We start from the raw sequence: 15811 nt of genomic DNA, 5'->3' as shown, positions 1-15811 counted from the left end.
TTGAAAGGTCTGCTTGAAACGGGGCGAGTCAGGACCCACTTTTAGCAATCAGGACCGGAGGGGGTCGAGTGTTGCCGAGAAACGGGACCGGAACCCTCTTGCCAAGAACAGGAAAACGAGCATGCAAGAGCCACTGAGCCAATCTTATCCCGTGCTGCCGCTGCGCGACATCGTCGTGTTTCCGCACATGATCGTCCCGCTTTTCGTCGGGCGGGACAAGTCGGTGCGCGCCCTCGAAGAGGTGATGCAGGACGACAAGCAGATCCTTCTGGCCAGCCAGATCGATCCCGCCGAGGACGATCCCGATACCGACGGCATCTACCAGGCCGGCGTGCTGGCCAATGTGCTGCAACTGCTGAAACTGCCCGATGGCACCGTCAAGGTGCTGGTGGAAGGTATCCGCCGGGTGCAGATCCTCGAATATCTCGAAAACGAAGATTTCTTCGAAGCGCGGGCGGAGTTCCTGACCGAAGTGCCGGGCGATGCGGATACCATCGCCGCCCTGGTGCGCTCGGTCGGTGAGGAATTCGAGCGCTATTCCAAGGTGAAGAAGAACATCCCCGAGGAGGCGCTGGCCGCCGTTGCCGAGACGCGGGAGGCCGCCAAGCTGGCCGACCTGGTGTCCGGCCATCTCGGGCTGGAAGTGGCGCAGAAGCAGGAGCTTCTGGAGACGCTCTCGGTCGCGGAGCGGCTGGAGAAGGTCTATGGCCTGATGCAGGGGGAGATGTCCGTCCTGCAGGTCGAGAAGAAGATCAAGACCCGCGTGAAGAGCCAGATGGAGCGCACGCAGCGGGAGTATTATCTCAACGAGCAGATGAAGGCGATCCAGCGCGAGCTGGGTGATGGCGACGAAGGCCAGAACGAGATTGCCGAGCTCGAAGAGAAGATCGCCGCCACGAAGCTCTCCAAGGAAGCGCTGGAAAAGGCCGAGGGCGAGATCAAGAAGCTCAAGAACATGAGCCCGATGTCCGCCGAGGCGACGGTGGTGCGCAACTACCTGGACTGGATGCTGTCCATTCCGTGGGGCAAGAAGTCCCGCGTGAAGAAGGACCTGAACCGGGCGCAGACCGTTCTCGACAACGACCATTACGGGTTGGTGAAGGTCAAGGAACGTATCGTCGAGTACCTGGCCGTGCAGCAGCGTTCGGCCAAGCTCAAGGGGCCGATCCTCTGCCTCGTTGGGCCTCCGGGCGTCGGTAAAACCTCGCTCGGCAAATCGGTTGCCAATGCCACGGGGCGCGAGTTCATCCGCATCTCGCTCGGCGGCGTGCGTGACGAATCCGAGATCCGCGGCCACCGCCGGACCTATATCGGCTCGATGCCTGGCAAGATCATCCAGGCGCTGAAAAAGGCGAAGACCACGAACCCGCTCATCCTGCTCGACGAGATCGACAAGATGGGGCAGGACTTCCGTGGCGACCCGGCCTCGGCGATGCTGGAAGTGCTCGATCCGGAGCAGAACGGGACCTTCGTCGACCACTACATGGAGGTGGAATACGACCTCTCCAACGTGATGTTCCTGACCACGGCCAACAGCTACAACATGCCGGGGCCGCTGCTCGACCGGATGGAGATCATCACGCTTGCCGGCTACACCGAGGACGAGAAGCGCGAGATCGCGCGGCGTCACCTGATCGCGAAGCAGATGAAGAACCATGGGCTTCGGGAGAAGGAGTTCAATATGACGGACGAGGCGCTGACGGAGATCATCCGGACCTATACCCGCGAGGCGGGGGTGCGGAACCTGGAGCGTGAGATCGCCAAGCTGGCCCGGAAGTCGATCACCAAGATCGTCAAGAAGGAGGCCGAGACGGTCACCGTGAAGCCGGAGGATCTTGAAGGTTTCCTCGGCGTGAAGCGTTTCCGCTATGGCCTGGCCGAGAAAGAGGATCAGATTGGTGTCGTGACGGGGCTTGCATGGACCTCTGTCGGTGGCGACCTGCTGTCGATCGAGGCGCTGAAATTGCCCGGTAAAGGGCGGATGAAGACGACGGGCAAGCTCGGCGACGTGATGAAGGAGAGCATCGACGCGGCCAACAGTTTCGTGCGCTCCATCGCGCCGGAGATCGGGGTGAAACCGCCGAAATTCGACACGATCGACATTCACGTGCACGTCCCGGAGGGCGCCACGCCCAAGGACGGGCCGTCAGCCGGCGTGGCGATGGTGACCTCCATCGTTTCGGTGCTGACCCGCATTCCGGTGCGCAAGGATATCGCCATGACGGGCGAGGTCACGCTGCGCGGCAACGTGCTGGCGATTGGTGGGCTCAAGGAAAAACTTCTTGCGGCACTGCGCGGCGGCATCAAGACGGTGCTGATTCCGCAGGAAAACGAGAAGGACCTTTCGGAGATCCCGGACAATGTGAAGGAAGGCCTCGACATCATCCCGGTTGCCCATGTGCGCGACGTGCTGAAACTCGCGCTGATCGATACGCCGGTGCCGGTGGAATGGGACGAGGCGGCCGAGGAAGAGGCCGCCGCGGCACGTGCCGCAAGCCTGTCCGAAGGCAGCCAGGCGGGCAAGACCGCGCATTGAGCGCCGGTCTGCAATTTGACAACCTGCAAAGGGCGCGCTCGGTCGCGCCCTTTTTTTTGTCGGGCTGGCGGGAAAAAATGCGCATGCGAGTGCCCGCTTCCCCCTTGCAGCCGGCGGTTCAGGGCGCTAAGACGCGCGGCACCGGGTGATTAGCTCAGTGGTAGAGCGCTTCGTTCACATCGAAGATGTCGGGGGTTCAAATCCCTCATCACCCACCATTTCCTTTCTCCGCATTGTCAGTGGTTTGCACGTTTTTGCGTGATCCGTGCTTGTTGCACTGCAGACTGTCCGCTGCGCCTCCGCTGCACGAAATGCCCGCAATTTGCGGGAGACAGCAGGAATGGCAACTATCGTTAAACGTCCGAGCGGCAAGTGGCAGGCCCAAGTTCGGCACGATGGGAAAGCGCGCAGTAAATCGTTTGGCAAGCGCGCAGATGCGGTGCAGTGGGCGCGCGAGACGGAGCGGCAGGCAGAACGTGGAGAGTTACAGGATATCGCTGCATTGGCGGATCTGCGCGAGACAACGCTTGCTTCCATCCTAATTCGCTACCGTGATGAAATCGTCCCGCAGAAACAGGCAGGGCGCAACGAAGCGTGCATGTTGAACAGCGTCCTAGAACGCGACGACAAGTTGGCGAGGACGACCCTCGACCGATTGAAAGCCGTCCACTTCGCTGCGTGGCGCGACCAGCGGATGACGGAAATGAAGCCTGCCAGCATTTGCCGCTACCTTGGTTTGATGCAGCACGCCCTAGACATCGCCATGCAAGATTGGCAATTGCCTTTGCATTCAAATCCCGTGCGGGGCGTTCGAAGACCCACCATTCGGAACCGTCGCGAGCGTCGAGTTCGGGACAATGAACGTACTGTTCTTATGGAAGCGGCAAGGGCATACGCTAATCCGCTTATGGCACCTCTTATCGCCCTGGCATTGGAGACCGGTATGCGCAGAGGCGAAATGCTGTCGGCGCGCTGGTGCGATTTGAATGAGCGGTTGGCTACCCTGCATCTGCCTCGCACGAAGAACGGTCACGCTCGCACCGTTCCACTCTCTCCCGCCGCGTTAACGGTGTTCGAAGACGTGCGAGGCATTCTGACAGATCGGGGCGAGGGCGCTGCGACGGTGTTCCCGATGAAGCAGAACGCGGTGCTACTGGCATGGCGACAGATCTGCACGCGGGCAGGCATCGAAGACTTGCACTTTCATGACCTACGGCATGAGGCGATCTCGTCTTTCTTCGAGCGCGGCTTGTCGATGCCGGAAGTGGCGATGATATCGGGGCACCGCGATGCACGTATGTTGATGCGCTATACACATTTACACGCCGTTAACATCGTTGAGAAGCTGCGGTAGTGCCAGACCTGCTTGTGTGGCGGCATTGCTATCGCACGTGTAATGAAGGGCAATGCCGCCGCAGTGATCCGCACGACATGTAGTTGCAATGAGCCTCCTATCATCTTGATATAGTTGTCATAAGTTGACTTAGCTGGTCAGTTCGGCTAGGCTGTTCAAGCCCACCAGACACGCACGAGGCGATGTCGCGGCACCAATCTGATACCGGAGTAGCTGATGACACCTGCCAGCAATGGCGCATAGCGACGACGCACCACGCAGCAACGGGCGGGAATCCGTTTGTGTTTACGGTCGGTCTATGCGCGGTGACGGCAGCTAGCTGCGGACATCAGGGTGCCTAGAGCACGGTCCGGTGTGGAGGTTTTCCGGACCTTTGCCTCGGATCACTCAACTGTCGCTATCGGCCCACTGCCGCCATTCATGCAAGCCGCGGCGAACGGCCGGAACGAGCCCAATTTGGTGGATTCTGCAGGGCGGATGAATGGCAGCTTTGGCGAACGGAACTACCACCCAGAGACGGCGATCCTGTCGCCTGGTCGTACAGGTCGGCTCGGAAATTGCCGCATCATGAAATCAACAACCGATACGGTTCGGCGCCAAACTACGGTTTCTTCTTCTCTCCGAGAGTTGCCGGGCTTCTGCCTTTGGAAAAATCGGCAGTTGCCGGAGCCTTTTCCTTGATCTTCTTGGGCTTTTTAACTTCCCGGTTGCTACGCTTCTTGTTGCCTTTGGACATCGATTTTCCTTTCGGGATCAGGTAGATATCTTGTCGTTTATGAACGAGCGGGTCGATCGCGCAGGGCGGCGGAGCTCGGCGGTCAAGCAAGCTCGATCCAATGAAGCTCGCGCCTTCGAATTTCCGGGCAACGCACCGGTCCCGCATCTCGCACAAGTATTCTCGTACGATTGCAGCACCTGCCGGATTTCATCACGGCCGCCCGGAAGAGTATCCGCCCGCGATGATCATGTTGATCAACCCGGCAACGGCCTGGTGGGATTCCGTTGCGGCGACGGAACCGATGGCGTTTTCGTGCGCCGCAGCCGCGTCGCGGAGAATACCAACGATCTCGCGCTCGGGAAGAAGCTTGCGATCATTCATTGCGAGCAGGAGCGCTTCGCAAATCGAGAGCGCTGCCATCCCTGAATAGTGATTTTGGTCGGACATCGCGTGCCGTTCCTCCTTGCATGTGAGAGCAGGATCGAGCGAGAGCCTGATGATCTCCCGCACTTTCGCAGGAAACGTGATACTGAGAACTGATCGAAAGCAGTCCCTACGCGGATATCTTCGTGATTCCTTCACCGAGTTCGGAGGTTTCCTTGAACGCCATCGAAAACAGCCCGCTCACACGAAAGCTTTCCGTCTTCGTGGCACTGAGCGACATGGAACTGGCCGTGCTTGATCGTCTGCATCAGCGCCGGAGAACCTTCGTGCAGGGGATCGATCTCGTGCATCAGGGGCAGTCGGATCAGGCGGCTTATGTTCTGGCCGAGGGTTGGGTTTGCTCCTACAAGATCCAGCGTGACGGTTCGCGTCAGATCGTCGATTTCCAGATCCCGGGCGATTTTCTTGGGCTACGCAGTGTTCTGTTGCACACGTCGGACCACAGCATCGTGCCTATCGTCGAGATCGAAGCGGCGGAAATCCTCGTAAGCGACCTTCTGGATGCTTTCGCTCACACCCCGCGACTGGCGACGGCCATTCTCTGGGCAGCCTCACGCGACGAGGCGATGGTGGTCGAACATCTTGTTGGCCTCGGACAACGAGACGCGGAAGCACGCGTTGCACATTTCTTTCTGGAACTCGCTGCCAGGCTGGCTCTCGTCGGATTGGGAAGCAAGGCAGGCTTCGAGTGCCCATTGACCCAGTATCATCTGGCCGATTCGTTAGGTCTCAGTGCGGTGCATGTCAACCGCGTGCTTCGAAGGCTTCGTGAAGAAGGATTGGTCACTTTTCGAGATGGCCGGGTGTCATTCGAAAACTACGATGGTCTCGTGACCTTGGCGGAGTTTGATCCCGAGTATCTGAACCACACCGGGCCTCTCCTGAGCTGAGGACGGCCGATTTTGGCTCAACACCAATGCGAATGCTATCTGGCCGGATTTATGGTCTTCTCCGGAATTCCGGGACTGGCTCCCGGCAAACCAAAAGGAATATGAAGCGCGGAGACGTATCAGACCTTTGGGGTCTTCACGCTCCTGCGCCCCTCAAATGCTAAAATCCACTCACTCCCCCAGATGTCTGGAAGTCACTTAATACACTACCGCCGAACCGGCTATTCGCCCCTGATGCAGGTTAGCGTCGACCGAAATTGTGGTTTTCAGGTTGGTTTTCTCGCCTGCGACCCGGCTATACGTTCTGGGCGAAGAACTACGCCGCTATGCCTAACGGTCGACGTCTGATCCTGCCGTCGGTGCGTTTTCTGTTTCGAAGGAGTCCGACCTCACCCCCCATTGGCAAGGAATAAGACGCGTGCCAGTACGAGAAAGAGAATGAGGATGGCCAGAATCCATCTGCCTCGAACCGGAGGTCCCTTGGGCATCGCCGGCCTGGCCAGTTTCGTCGCGTGGCGGGATAGGCGGTCCGGCAACAGCGCTGTCAGGGTTGCGGCAACGGCCGCGTGTTCAAGCGCAAGCGTTGGGACATCCTTGAACCCTGAGAGCGACCTTCCAAGTCGTACACAGGCTGCCTCCCGTCCCAGCGATGCAAGTTTGGAGGCCTCTATCCAGGGATCGAGGCCAAGTCTTGCCAGCGCGGACACAACGGTTACGGCAGACCCGTTTCGGTCTTCGCCAACGGTAGCGTATAGAAAGCGATCGAAATCGGCTCGGTCTGGTTGCAGATGTTCAACTCCGGACAAGTGTATCCCTTTTTCTCTTTGAGCCCGGGGCAATGATCAGGTTCGCACGCCGTCGGCGATGCACCTACCAAAGGGCAGGGCTGTTGGATGGAATCATATGGAGTTGAACGGTCCGGTGCCCTTACGCAGATCAGTGGCGCACCAGGGTGATCTTGGCAGGTGGTCCGCTGATCATTTCCGACCAGACAGATTTTCGTCCGGAACTAACCTCGATCAGCGCAAGCCTGACAGTCTCGGCCTATGGTCGTCCACAATACCAAGCCTTGCCCGAACCTCGTTGCCGAATGTCCAACGCAGGATGGTGCAGGTTGTCCCCACAGAAATTCACGGAGGCCTGGAATGAATACACGGTCGTCCAAATCAATGGTGACGTTTTTCAATGCGTTCGCCCAACCTGGTTATCCGGGCCAGCTTCCCGCCGGTACCTACGAGGTGCTCGTCGAGGAAGAGCTTCTGCAAGGCCTCAGCTTCGAAGCCTGGCGAAGGATTTCGACCTACCTGATCGTCCATGGAAAAGGCAATCGCGGGGGCTCCATTGCGATGCGCCCGATCACCCAGAAGGACCTCGAACTGGTACTGCGGCGTGATCGGATCACCACCGAAACCATCAAATATAGCGAGGCGGCGCTTTCTCCGCTGGAGGAACTAAAATGAACTCTCTCGAATGGCTGAAACCCGGCATCTACGGTGCCCTCGTCGGTGCCGCCCTTACTGTAATTGTCGGTTTCTCCTGGGGTGGCTGGGTCACCGGTGGCAGTGCAGAAGAGATGGCCAGCGACCTGGCCAACGACAATGTCATCGCAGCTTTGCTTCCGGTCTGTGTTGATATGGCCCGGACCGATGCAGACCGCATAGCGAAACTTGCGACGATCCGCGAAGCGACGAACTACAAGCGGCGTGATGCCGTAATGGAGGCCGGTTGGGCGACAGTCCCCGGTTCCGACGCACCGAACCGTGATCTGGCACAGGCATGTATTGCGGGGCTGGAACTAGGTGAATCGTAATCCAAGGAGAAACCTGCCTGCCGCGCGAAACGGCACGACCATGGACCGAAGGCTCAACCTTCGGTCCATCGGACAGGTTGTGGCAACGCTTCTCTTGGTCACAATCGGTACCTTGACGGCCTTTGCATCGCCGGCAATGTCGCAATCGACAACTGCGTCGATGCCCGAAAATGCACATGCGAGAAGCTATGGCGGCGGATGGGAATGCGATCTGTCCTATCGGTTGGATGGCGATACCTGCGTCGCCATCGTCGTGCCGGCGAACGCATATCCCACGAACCGGACCTATGGCGCCGGGTGGGAATGCCTGCATGGTTTCACACAGGTGGATCGCGCATCCTGTGTCGAGGTTCCGGTTCCCGAAGGCGCGTATCTCGACGACTCGGGGAACAGATGGAAATGCCTGCGCGGCTACACAAAGGTTGATGGCGGCTGCAACAAAGTCCTGCTGCCTGACAATGCCTATCTGGAAGACGGTTCCTACGGATCAGTTTGGCGCTGCAATCGCGGATATGAAGTCAAGGGAGAGACATGTTCGGCCATTGCGGTGCCGGATAATGCCTTTCTGAACACCTCTAGTCACGGCAATCCGTGGACATGTGAACGTGGTTATTTCGAGGAAGACGGAAAATGCATGGCCGTCGACATCCCCGAAAACGCCTACCTTGACGATACGAGCTATGGTTCCGGCTGGAAATGCGACCGCGGCTTCTTTGTGTCTGGCGATACATGCGTCGCCATTGAAGTGCCCCCGAATGCTCATCTCGACCGGTCAGGGAATCGATGGGAGTGCCACAGGAACTTTCAACGGTCAAAGGGCCGGTGCGTACTTAACAATTAGATGCCGCTCCGGCGCATAAGCCGAGCACGCACTCTGCGTGCCTCATTGGAATTGATGCGAAGGGCATTGCGGAATCAGAGGGATAGACCATGGAAATGACACATACTCACCCGAACGTTTTGCGCGAGATCGTCGAAGCCAAGCAATTGTTCAAGTCCAAAAGGGCCAATTCTCCGCGACGTTCGGCCGAATCCGCCTCGTCGAGAATACCCACCGCAATTGTGTACTGCGAAGGGAACTTTGCGAAGCTTGACGGAAAGACTGCAAATGGACTTGTCCGACATTCTCAAACCTACCGCATTCTTTCGGTGATCGACAGCGACCACGGCGGGAAGGACAGCGGTCAGGTTCTCGACAATATGACAAACCATATACCCGTTTTCGGGAGTCTCGAAACGGCCGTTACTAACGAAGTAACGACTCCAGACACATTGATCTACGGAATGGCACCATCCAATGGAAGACTGTCCGTGGAGGATCGCCGTGTTGTTCTTGATGCTATTTCGCTTGGTATGAACATCGTCAGCGGGCTGCATGAATATCTCGGAGATGATACGGAAATTTCCTCCGCCGCTCAAATCGAGAAGGTAACCATCCACGATCTTCGCAAGCCGCGCCCCAGCAAGGACATGCGGTTGTTCGACGGCAGCGTCGCCAATGTAGAGGCGATCCGCATCGCCGTCCTGGGGACGGATTGCGCCATCGGAAAGCGGACGACAGCAACCGTTCTGGCGCTTGCCCTGAATGCAATGGGGATCAAGACGGTTCTGGTTGGCACGGGTCAGACAGGTCTGATGCAGGGTGCCAAATACGGCGTCGCGATGGACGCGGTGCCGCCACAGTTTTGCTGTGGCGAACTTGAGGGGGCCATCGTTGCGGCCTCGAAAGGCGAACGGCCCGAGGTCATATTGATCGAAGGGCAGGGTGCGCTCAGTCATCCCGCCTTCTGTACGTCGGCATTCATTTTGCGCGGCAGTCAACCGAACGCCGTGATCCTTCAGCATGCGCCAAAGCGCGCCCATCGCTGCGACTTTCCAAACATGGCGATGCCCGAACCGAGTAACGAGATCGCCCTCATCGAAGCCTTCGCCGATACCAAGGTGATCGGGCTAACGATCAATCACGAAGGGATGACGGATGCCGAGGTTGACGGCGCAATCACAAGCTATTCGCGTAGCCTGCACCTCCCCGTCACCGATGCTCTTGACCGACCAGTCCCATATCTGACGGAACTGGTTCTTGCGGCATTTCCGGAACTGCGACGAGCGCCCGTCATAGCAGCAGAATGACGGCACCGCGCATCGAAGTCGATTTGGGCAAGATCCAGCACAATACTCGCTGCCTCGTCGAGCGTCTGAAAGCGCGCGGGATCATCGTGACCGGCGTGACAAAAGCCGCTTGCGGCCACCCTGACATTGCAAATGCAATGCTAGCAGGAGGCGCGGCGGGACTTGCGGATGCACGGATCACGAACGTAGAAAGGATGCGCAAGGCGGGAATTACGTGTCACATCTCCCTGATCCGAACGCCGATGTTGAGCCAGATAGAACGAATCTGCGCGAGTAGCGAGACCAGTTACAACACGGAGATGGAGGTGATCGCGGAGCTTGCAGCCGAGGCTATGCGCACCAGCAGTGTTCATAACGTCATCTTGATGGTCGAAGTCGGCGATATGCGGGAAGGGATCATGCCCGAGGACCTGGCAGACGCAGCCTCTCAAGTCGTCAAGATGCCCGGTGTCGCTTTGAAAGGTATTGGTGCCAATTTCACTTGCCTGAGTGGCGGTGCGCCAAACCCCGAGGCCATGGCGATGCTCACTTCGCTGGCGAATGACATCGAGGGATCATATGGGCCAGTCCTTGAAACGGTTTCGGGAGGCAGCTCTGCAAGCTTACCCTGGGCTCTCGGTTTGGGGACTATGGGCCGGGTCAACAATCTGCGTCTGGGTGAGGCGATTTTGCTGGGAGTTGACCCTGTTTCAGGCGCTTCAATTGGTGGGCTTCACACGGATGCCTTCACGCTTGTCGCCGAGGTGATCGAAACAAAGATCAAACCACAGAAATTGGTGTTGCAGTCGGTCAATCCGGCCCGTTCGGACCTGCGTCTGGTGCACGACGACCATTGGAAAACACGATCTCTCCTCGCCGTCGGATTTCAGGACACCGATGCGGCGGGTCTGAAGTTTCCGCTAGGAGTCACATTTGTTGGAGCGACCAGTGATCACATTGTCGTTGAAAGCAGAAACAGTCCGCTGCGCGTTGGGAGCGAGCTGAGGTTTCAACTTAATTACAATGCACTTATGCGGGTCATGAACGCGCCCGGTGTTGTGAAAATTTCAAGCCATGACAGGTCTTTGAGAAACGAAATCGCGGATAGCCAATGCCACACGAGACCGGCTTTAATGTAACCATTCGGCTCGCGACGGAACCAATCCGCCCCCAATCAGTGGTCTCCTATTTTGGCGACCCATCGCAAAATGGGACTTCGATCCCCATATAGGTGATAGCCGCACAAACATTTCTCGCCCTTTTGCAGGCATGAAATGGTCGCGGGCAATCAAGGAATAGACAGCATGTCTTTAAAGGATTTGAAGTCCAGGGCGACGGCTTTGCGGAAGTTTCGGCCCCCTGAAGATTTGACTGACCCACTCGAACTCAAGGACAGGGCAATCGACGTCCACAAGCCGAAAGCGCAGACGAAATCAAAAGATGAAAAGACATCTTCCAACAGTAATTGAGCTGTCCTTGGCTCCGTAAACGAACAAGAAATTCCAGCACTGGAAAAATTATGACTCCTCTCACCAAAAAGACAACCGCCATATTCTCTCGGCCGTTCACCTTGCCCGGTTTTGATGAAACGCTTCCGGCGGGAGACTACGAGATTGAAACCGAACTCTGTTCGCCCCCCGACCATCTGAACCCCGAAGCATGGAAAGCCTCGGTTCTTGTTCATCTGCGACCGCGGGTGTCCCATACCGGGCTGGTTCGGACCCTGACTGTCTCGCTCGCTGATCTCGACAGCGTGCGAGCAAAGGACAAGTTGACCGGGCTTGAGTTGTCGCAGCTCTTTCTGGAAGAGATGTTGGCCGACTCGATGGTGCGCCTCGTGATGCAGGCTGACGGATTCTCTGAAATCCAGATTCGCCAGCTCTATTCCAGATCGTGCGCACAACAATCGGATAGCGAGGTACTGGACGACAAGCCCGTGGTCCGAATGCCCCGAGATTGCCTGCAAGACGCGGCTTCGATTGAGGCCGCCGAAAACGAAGGATTGCCGACCCGGGCGTGCAATCTCGCTCTTTAGGAGCGTTACATTCCGGACGGACGGCCTTACGGGCGGGAGCACTGCCATGACCAGTAACCCAGTCGAGCTTGGCACAAAACGCAGCGCCGAAAGCAGCATGGTGACTCACATCCGTCGACATTCTCTCCAGAAATTCGAGGTCGATCGGGAAAACCTTAGAGAGCGGCAAGAGGAACTGGAAGCCACCCTTCTCGTCGAGCCAGCAATGAACTGGCGGGATGCAGCCGTGAAGGTGCAGTACCTGATCCGCCGCTATTCCGAGACCGCTGAGGCTCAGGACGCCAGCCGACAGGAACTCATCCAAAGCGCGCTCGACGATCTTGCCCGCTTGTCTGACACGGAGGTCACGAACCAATGATAACATCGCCTGAGCAAGACACGATGTCGCCCAAACGCGCACGCAATGATGTGCCGCAAGAGCGTTTGTGTCTTCGCTGCAAAACCTCGTTCTGGAGTGAGTGGTTCGGAGAGCGTATATGTCGACGCTGCAAGTCGCAGAACGCATGGCGTAACGCCATTTCCGCCAGACCTGGTTCAGCTCGGCGACGTTGAAATACTCGAGTTTTTTCCGGTGGCTTTCGGTCGGTCCGTTTTTTTGCGTGTTGATGGCTGCCGTGGGTCGAGTAGCACAATCCCCTTTCGTGATGAATATGGCCAGAAAATCCGCTGCTGAGACCTTGGCGTCGAACACGGCGAACATCCCCGACGATCTGCGCCTGCACAGGGCCCGAGACCTACTGACATCAGAGGAGTGCAGTGTTTCCGAGATAGCCGCCGAACTGGGCTACAGAAGCACTTCAAACTTCTCGAGGGCGTTCAAGACGAAGAACGGGAAGAGCACAGCTGGATTTCGAAACAGCCTGAACTCGGGGGCGCCGAACCCCGAATCCTCCACATAGGCGGCTTTTTTGCAGAGCACTGAACCGGACCTTGGAACCAGCTGCAGCAGATGTCTGCAAACCGCCCTTCCTACGGGATGCTGCAGTCGCCACGGACGGCGGCTTCTGGGTGCGAAGTCGTCATCCGAGCTTTTTCATCGGATGACTGCGAAGGCGGCAAACCCGGCATTCTAATACCATCCAAGGGCATCCTGACACTGAAAACGAATTCCGTTCAAGTATGGTGGGCGTCCAACCTCACTCCACGCTGGCGTGCAGTGGGCCACGCCACCTTTTGGTTTTGCGGGGGGAGTGTTGCACGAGATCGTGTCGATGATGCGTGCGGTGCTCCACAAAGGAAAACGGCAAATGCGCTCGCCGGTCGTCGCATCGTCCTTCGGTTTTTGGCACCCCATCCAACGAATTTGGCTAGGTCTCCGCTGCGCCTCCGCTGCAATCGTGGACGCAGCGCCCTGATTAAGCGTGCGTCGGGCGGCATAGGCATTTCTCTAAACATGACCTGCGGATACAATGTAAGGATCTGACATCATTTGGCATTAGTATGCACGCGACGTCAGTGGACTGCATGCGGTTTAAGTGCGGTGTTGGGTAGAGCGCTTCGTTCACATCGAAGATGTCGGGGGTTCAAATCCCTCATCACCCACCATTTCCTTCCAAGACAATCTTACCGGATCGACCGAGCGGTCGTTTCGCGGCTGCATCGGGATGGTGCCGCTCTTCGAAGGCGGGGGCATTGAGCCTCCGGATCTGGCGAGGGCGGCGACAGGCGCTGTGGCGCGTGCGATCTACCGGTCGGAATCGAAAAAGGGCGCCTTGCGGCGCCCTTTGGACTTTGTTGGAAGCTGGGACCGTTATGGGGCGATGGAATGCATCGCCCGCATCCGGGTGACGCCTATTTCTTTTCCTCGGTCGCGCCTTCATCCTCGAGATCGGAGGCGGAGGCGCACAGAATGTTCATTTCGTGGCGGCCCAGATTCGCATCCTGGGTTTCCGGCAATGGACCGCAGCGGGTCACGTTGTTGATGACGCGCGGAAGCCGCACGCGCATCTGGCCTTCACGGTCGCGCTCCATGAGCGACGAGTAACGCTGGCTGCCAAAGGCGTACCGAATGCCCAGATATGCGGACTGGTTGTCATCCTCACCCGCCTCGGCCTCGCCAAAGACGCTCCATCCGTTCAACGACGAGGGGGCGATCTCGAACCCGACATTGCCGACGTTTCCGCGCGCGCTGTAGCGGTGACCGACCGAGGCCTTGATGTTCTCGTTGAAGTAGTAGGTGATGTCGATCTCGTCGAAAGCCTCGACATAGACATTGGTTCCGCCGCGAACGCCGACGAGCGCTTCCAGCGTGACATTGTCGAGATAGAGCGCGCCCTCCACGCCGAACTGTCCGTTATGTTCCGGGTTGACGTAGCCATAGTCGAGATAGAACCCGACCGCGCCGCGTTCCGGGTTGCGGTGGAAGAAGTGAAAGGCGGTGCCGAAGCTCATGTAGTCTTCACGGTAGCTGCCGACTGCTCCGTCCAATTGCACACCGTACCATGCGTTCACCGGAAACGCGACGCTGCCGGCGACCATCGAATTGCTGTAACCGCCCAAGTCACCGGACAGCCCTGAAACCGTGAAGTTCAGCTGGTCGACGGACGGGAGCGTTGGCGCCATTTCCTGAGCTTTGATCGAATTGACCGATCCAACCACAAGCAGAAGGCTGAGGAGTAGGGAATCTAGTGCGGGACGATACATGTCTGCTTTGCCAATTTAGGAGTGTTATCGATTTTGTTACCACAGCTTCACGCGGCAGCAAAACGTGATCCGTCAGAATCGCTGGCATGCGCTCGGGTTGTGCAGGGTGTTGTGGAGGGAACACAGTTTGCGACGGCTGTTGCCCGGTTCTCGGTCAAGTCACGCTACCGGAGCTTCGAGGTTCCGGATGCAGGTCAGGTGACTCACGGGCGCTTATGCGGCGTTCCACCCCAATCTTACCGTATTCGCCCCTTTGGATGGAAAAAGTGAAAGGCTGTTTCAGAAGGCCGTGCAGCCGTCGAGCAGCAAGGTTCCGGGGGCGGGCCAGCCGTGTGTCGCCCATGATTCACCTTGTTCGCGAAATCGGGACATACGGCGTTTTTCCTCCGTCTGTTTTCGGTTGGCGTAGTCGGACCGGTTGGCGTTGCGCGGCTAGTAATGCGCCCCGGAGGTGAGGGGAGACCCGGTTTGGGGTAGAAAAGCAAATAATGTTTTCAGTTGACGCTATCTGGTGCATCCTGGTTGCGGTAACTTCGTGATATTGTCTGTTCTTTGAATGAGGTTTTCTGATGAAGTTTTGCCTGATCGCGGTTGCGGCCGTTGGTATCTCCTTTCCTGCGATTGCCTTTGCACCCGTGCCGACAGGATTCATGCCCGACGGGCTGGGTCTGAAAGCGCCCGTGGCGAGCCAGGTCGAGCTGGCCCAAAACCAACCCAAGCCGCAGCCGGGACAAGGACCAAGGAAACAGCAGTCCTCCAACTGCAAGCCGGGAACAGAGGGTTGTCCCGCTCAGGGTGGTCCGAAGAGTAACGGCCCGATCAAGAACGGCCCGAATAACGGCGGCCCGCAGAAGAACGGCCCGAACAACGACGGCCCGCAGCAGGGAAAGCAAGGGAAGCCGGGTCCGAAGAAATGCCCGCCGAATCAGCCGAACTGCAAGCCGGGCGGTGACCAGCCCGCGAGCAACTAGAGCGTGTCGCGGCCTATCTGATTCAGGCTTCCCAGATTGGTTGTGATGTGATTCCCTTCTGTTGAGGCAGATATAGGGGTCTCAGATGGGCAAACCACATCCAATAGAGCTACGCGAGCGCGTCGTCGCCTTTGTCGATGAAGGTCACGGGCACCGCGAGGCGGCGCGGCACTTCCGGGTTTCGCCGAGATTTGTGAACGATCTGATCAAGCTGCGGCGGGAAACCGGATCACTGACACCACGACCGCAAGGTAACGGAGGTGGTCACCGCAAACTGGCCGGCGTGACCGGCTGGATTGAG

16 protein-coding genes and 1 tRNA gene are annotated in these 15811 nt (G+C 57.9%); 14 read left to right on the top strand and 3 right to left on the bottom strand.

Going from position 1 to position 15811, the window contains the following annotated elements:
- The first annotated feature begins 121 nt into the window (after positions 1-121).
- The 3 genes from lon to BLR85_RS10250 all read left to right on the top strand — a co-directional run bounded on the left by lon (position 122) and on the right by BLR85_RS10250 (position 3890).
- The gene (gene lon, locus BLR85_RS10260) at positions 122-2536 is read left to right on the top strand and encodes an endopeptidase La (RefSeq protein WP_093155023.1); all 2415 of its coding nucleotides are present in this window, start codon (positions 122-124) and stop codon (positions 2534-2536) included.
- A gap of 143 nt (positions 2537-2679) precedes the next feature.
- Positions 2680-2754: transfer RNA gene (locus BLR85_RS10255), tRNA-Val, on the top strand.
- 122 nt (positions 2755-2876) lie between these two features.
- The gene (locus BLR85_RS10250) at positions 2877-3890 is read left to right on the top strand and encodes an integrase (RefSeq protein ID WP_093155020.1); all 1014 of its coding nucleotides are present in this window, start codon (positions 2877-2879) and stop codon (positions 3888-3890) included.
- Positions 3891-4491: 601 nt separating this feature from the next.
- Here BLR85_RS10250 and BLR85_RS28465 read toward each other — a convergent pair.
- Both BLR85_RS28465 and BLR85_RS10240 read right to left on the bottom strand, forming a co-directional pair.
- Positions 4492-4782, bottom strand: coding sequence for a hypothetical protein (locus BLR85_RS28465; RefSeq protein WP_139188354.1), 291 nt, complete (start codon positions 4780-4782; stop codon positions 4492-4494).
- Positions 4783-4818: 36 nt separating this feature from the next.
- Positions 4819-5055 carry a hypothetical protein gene (locus BLR85_RS10240; RefSeq protein ID WP_093155017.1) on the bottom strand — a complete coding sequence of 79 codons (237 nt, stop codon included), beginning with the start codon at positions 5053-5055 and terminating at the stop codon, positions 4819-4821.
- A 215-nt stretch (positions 5056-5270) separates the two neighbouring features.
- On the opposite strand from BLR85_RS10240, the gene BLR85_RS10235 reads away from it, so the two are divergent.
- From BLR85_RS10235 to BLR85_RS30450, 9 genes are all read left to right on the top strand, one after another.
- Entirely contained in the window at positions 5271-5942 is a 672-nt protein-coding gene (locus tag BLR85_RS10235; RefSeq protein ID WP_093155218.1) for a Crp/Fnr family transcriptional regulator, read from the top strand.
- A 1145-nt stretch (positions 5943-7087) separates the two neighbouring features.
- Positions 7088-7402, top strand: coding sequence for a hypothetical protein (locus tag BLR85_RS10230; protein WP_093155014.1), 315 nt, complete (start codon positions 7088-7090; stop codon positions 7400-7402).
- Positions 7399-7752 carry a hypothetical protein gene (locus BLR85_RS10225; protein ID WP_093155012.1) on the top strand — a complete coding sequence of 118 codons (354 nt, stop codon included), beginning with the start codon at positions 7399-7401 and terminating at the stop codon, positions 7750-7752. Before BLR85_RS10230 ends, BLR85_RS10225 begins: the two co-directional genes overlap by 4 nt.
- 160 nt (positions 7753-7912) lie before the next feature.
- Positions 7913-8593 carry a hypothetical protein gene (locus BLR85_RS10220; RefSeq protein WP_244520683.1) on the top strand — a complete coding sequence of 227 codons (681 nt, stop codon included), beginning with the start codon at positions 7913-7915 and terminating at the stop codon, positions 8591-8593.
- Positions 8594-8682: 89 nt separating this feature from the next.
- On the top strand, positions 8683-9882 hold the full coding sequence (locus BLR85_RS10215) for an N-acetyltransferase DgcN family protein (protein ID WP_244520682.1): 1200 nt from the start codon (positions 8683-8685) through the stop codon (positions 9880-9882).
- Positions 9879-11000, top strand: a complete 1122-nt coding sequence (locus BLR85_RS10210) for an alanine racemase (RefSeq protein ID WP_093155010.1) — start codon at positions 9879-9881, stop codon at positions 10998-11000. The genes BLR85_RS10215 and BLR85_RS10210 overlap by 4 nt, the downstream gene beginning before the upstream one ends.
- Before the next feature lie 380 nt (positions 11001-11380).
- A complete protein-coding gene (locus BLR85_RS10205; RefSeq protein WP_093155008.1) occupies positions 11381-11896 on the top strand; it encodes a hypothetical protein in 516 nt (171 codons plus the stop codon).
- A gap of 46 nt (positions 11897-11942) precedes the next feature.
- Positions 11943-12254, top strand: coding sequence for a hypothetical protein (locus tag BLR85_RS10200; RefSeq protein ID WP_068318285.1), 312 nt, complete (start codon positions 11943-11945; stop codon positions 12252-12254).
- Between the two features lie 247 nt (positions 12255-12501).
- Positions 12502-12795: a helix-turn-helix domain-containing protein gene (locus tag BLR85_RS30450; protein ID WP_425284472.1), complete on the top strand. Its 294-nt coding sequence runs from the start codon at positions 12502-12504 to the stop codon at positions 12793-12795.
- Positions 12796-13687: 892 nt separating this feature from the next.
- On the opposite strand, the gene BLR85_RS10190 is transcribed toward BLR85_RS30450, so the two are convergent.
- On the bottom strand, positions 13688-14458 hold the full coding sequence (locus tag BLR85_RS10190) for a hypothetical protein (RefSeq protein WP_139188353.1): 771 nt from the start codon (positions 14456-14458) through the stop codon (positions 13688-13690).
- A 650-nt stretch (positions 14459-15108) separates the two neighbouring features.
- Between BLR85_RS10190 and BLR85_RS10185 the strand changes: the two genes are divergently transcribed.
- Together BLR85_RS10185 and BLR85_RS10180 are read left to right on the top strand one after the other, a co-directional pair.
- Positions 15109-15510 (top strand): hypothetical protein, encoded by a 402-nt coding sequence (locus BLR85_RS10185; RefSeq protein WP_093155001.1) that lies wholly within the window; start codon positions 15109-15111, stop codon positions 15508-15510.
- An 85-nt stretch (positions 15511-15595) separates the two neighbouring features.
- The coding region (locus BLR85_RS10180) for a helix-turn-helix domain-containing protein (protein WP_139188352.1) at positions 15596-15811 on the top strand (216 nt) is incomplete at its 3' end.

The sequence above is a fragment of the Aliiruegeria lutimaris genome, assembly GCF_900099935.1.
GTDB classification, from domain to species: Bacteria; Pseudomonadota; Alphaproteobacteria; order Rhodobacterales; family Rhodobacteraceae; genus Tropicimonas; species Tropicimonas lutimaris.
The sequence above is the reverse complement of the archived record's forward strand: the minus strand, read 5'-3'. Positions and strand labels throughout refer to the sequence as shown.

Excerpts from the sequence above, each read along its gene's own strand:
- lon (WP_093155023.1), top strand. The coding sequence starts at position 122 with ATGCAAGAGCCACTGAGCCAATCTTATCCCGTGCTGCCGCTGCGCGAC.
- BLR85_RS10250 (WP_093155020.1), top strand. The coding sequence starts at position 2,877 with ATGGCAACTATCGTTAAACGTCCGAGCGGCAAGTGGCAGGCCCAAGTT.
- BLR85_RS10240 (WP_093155017.1), bottom strand. The coding sequence starts at position 5,055 with ATGTCCGACCAAAATCACTATTCAGGGATGGCAGCGCTCTCGATTTGC.
- BLR85_RS10235 (WP_093155218.1), top strand. The coding sequence starts at position 5,271 with ATGGAACTGGCCGTGCTTGATCGTCTGCATCAGCGCCGGAGAACCTTC.
- BLR85_RS10230 (WP_093155014.1), top strand. The coding sequence starts at position 7,088 with ATGAATACACGGTCGTCCAAATCAATGGTGACGTTTTTCAATGCGTTC.
- BLR85_RS10225 (WP_093155012.1), top strand. The coding sequence starts at position 7,399 with ATGAACTCTCTCGAATGGCTGAAACCCGGCATCTACGGTGCCCTCGTC.
- BLR85_RS10220 (WP_244520683.1), top strand. The coding sequence starts at position 7,913 with ATGCCCGAAAATGCACATGCGAGAAGCTATGGCGGCGGATGGGAATGC.
- BLR85_RS10215 (WP_244520682.1), top strand. The coding sequence starts at position 8,683 with ATGGAAATGACACATACTCACCCGAACGTTTTGCGCGAGATCGTCGAA.
- BLR85_RS10210 (WP_093155010.1), top strand. The coding sequence starts at position 9,879 with ATGACGGCACCGCGCATCGAAGTCGATTTGGGCAAGATCCAGCACAAT.
- BLR85_RS10205 (WP_093155008.1), top strand. The coding sequence starts at position 11,381 with ATGACTCCTCTCACCAAAAAGACAACCGCCATATTCTCTCGGCCGTTC.
- BLR85_RS10200 (WP_068318285.1), top strand. The coding sequence starts at position 11,943 with ATGACCAGTAACCCAGTCGAGCTTGGCACAAAACGCAGCGCCGAAAGC.
- BLR85_RS30450 (WP_425284472.1), top strand. The coding sequence starts at position 12,502 with ATGGCTGCCGTGGGTCGAGTAGCACAATCCCCTTTCGTGATGAATATG.
- BLR85_RS10190 (WP_139188353.1), bottom strand. The coding sequence starts at position 14,458 with ATGGCGCCAACGCTCCCGTCCGTCGACCAGCTGAACTTCACGGTTTCA.
- BLR85_RS10185 (WP_093155001.1), top strand. The coding sequence starts at position 15,109 with ATGAAGTTTTGCCTGATCGCGGTTGCGGCCGTTGGTATCTCCTTTCCT.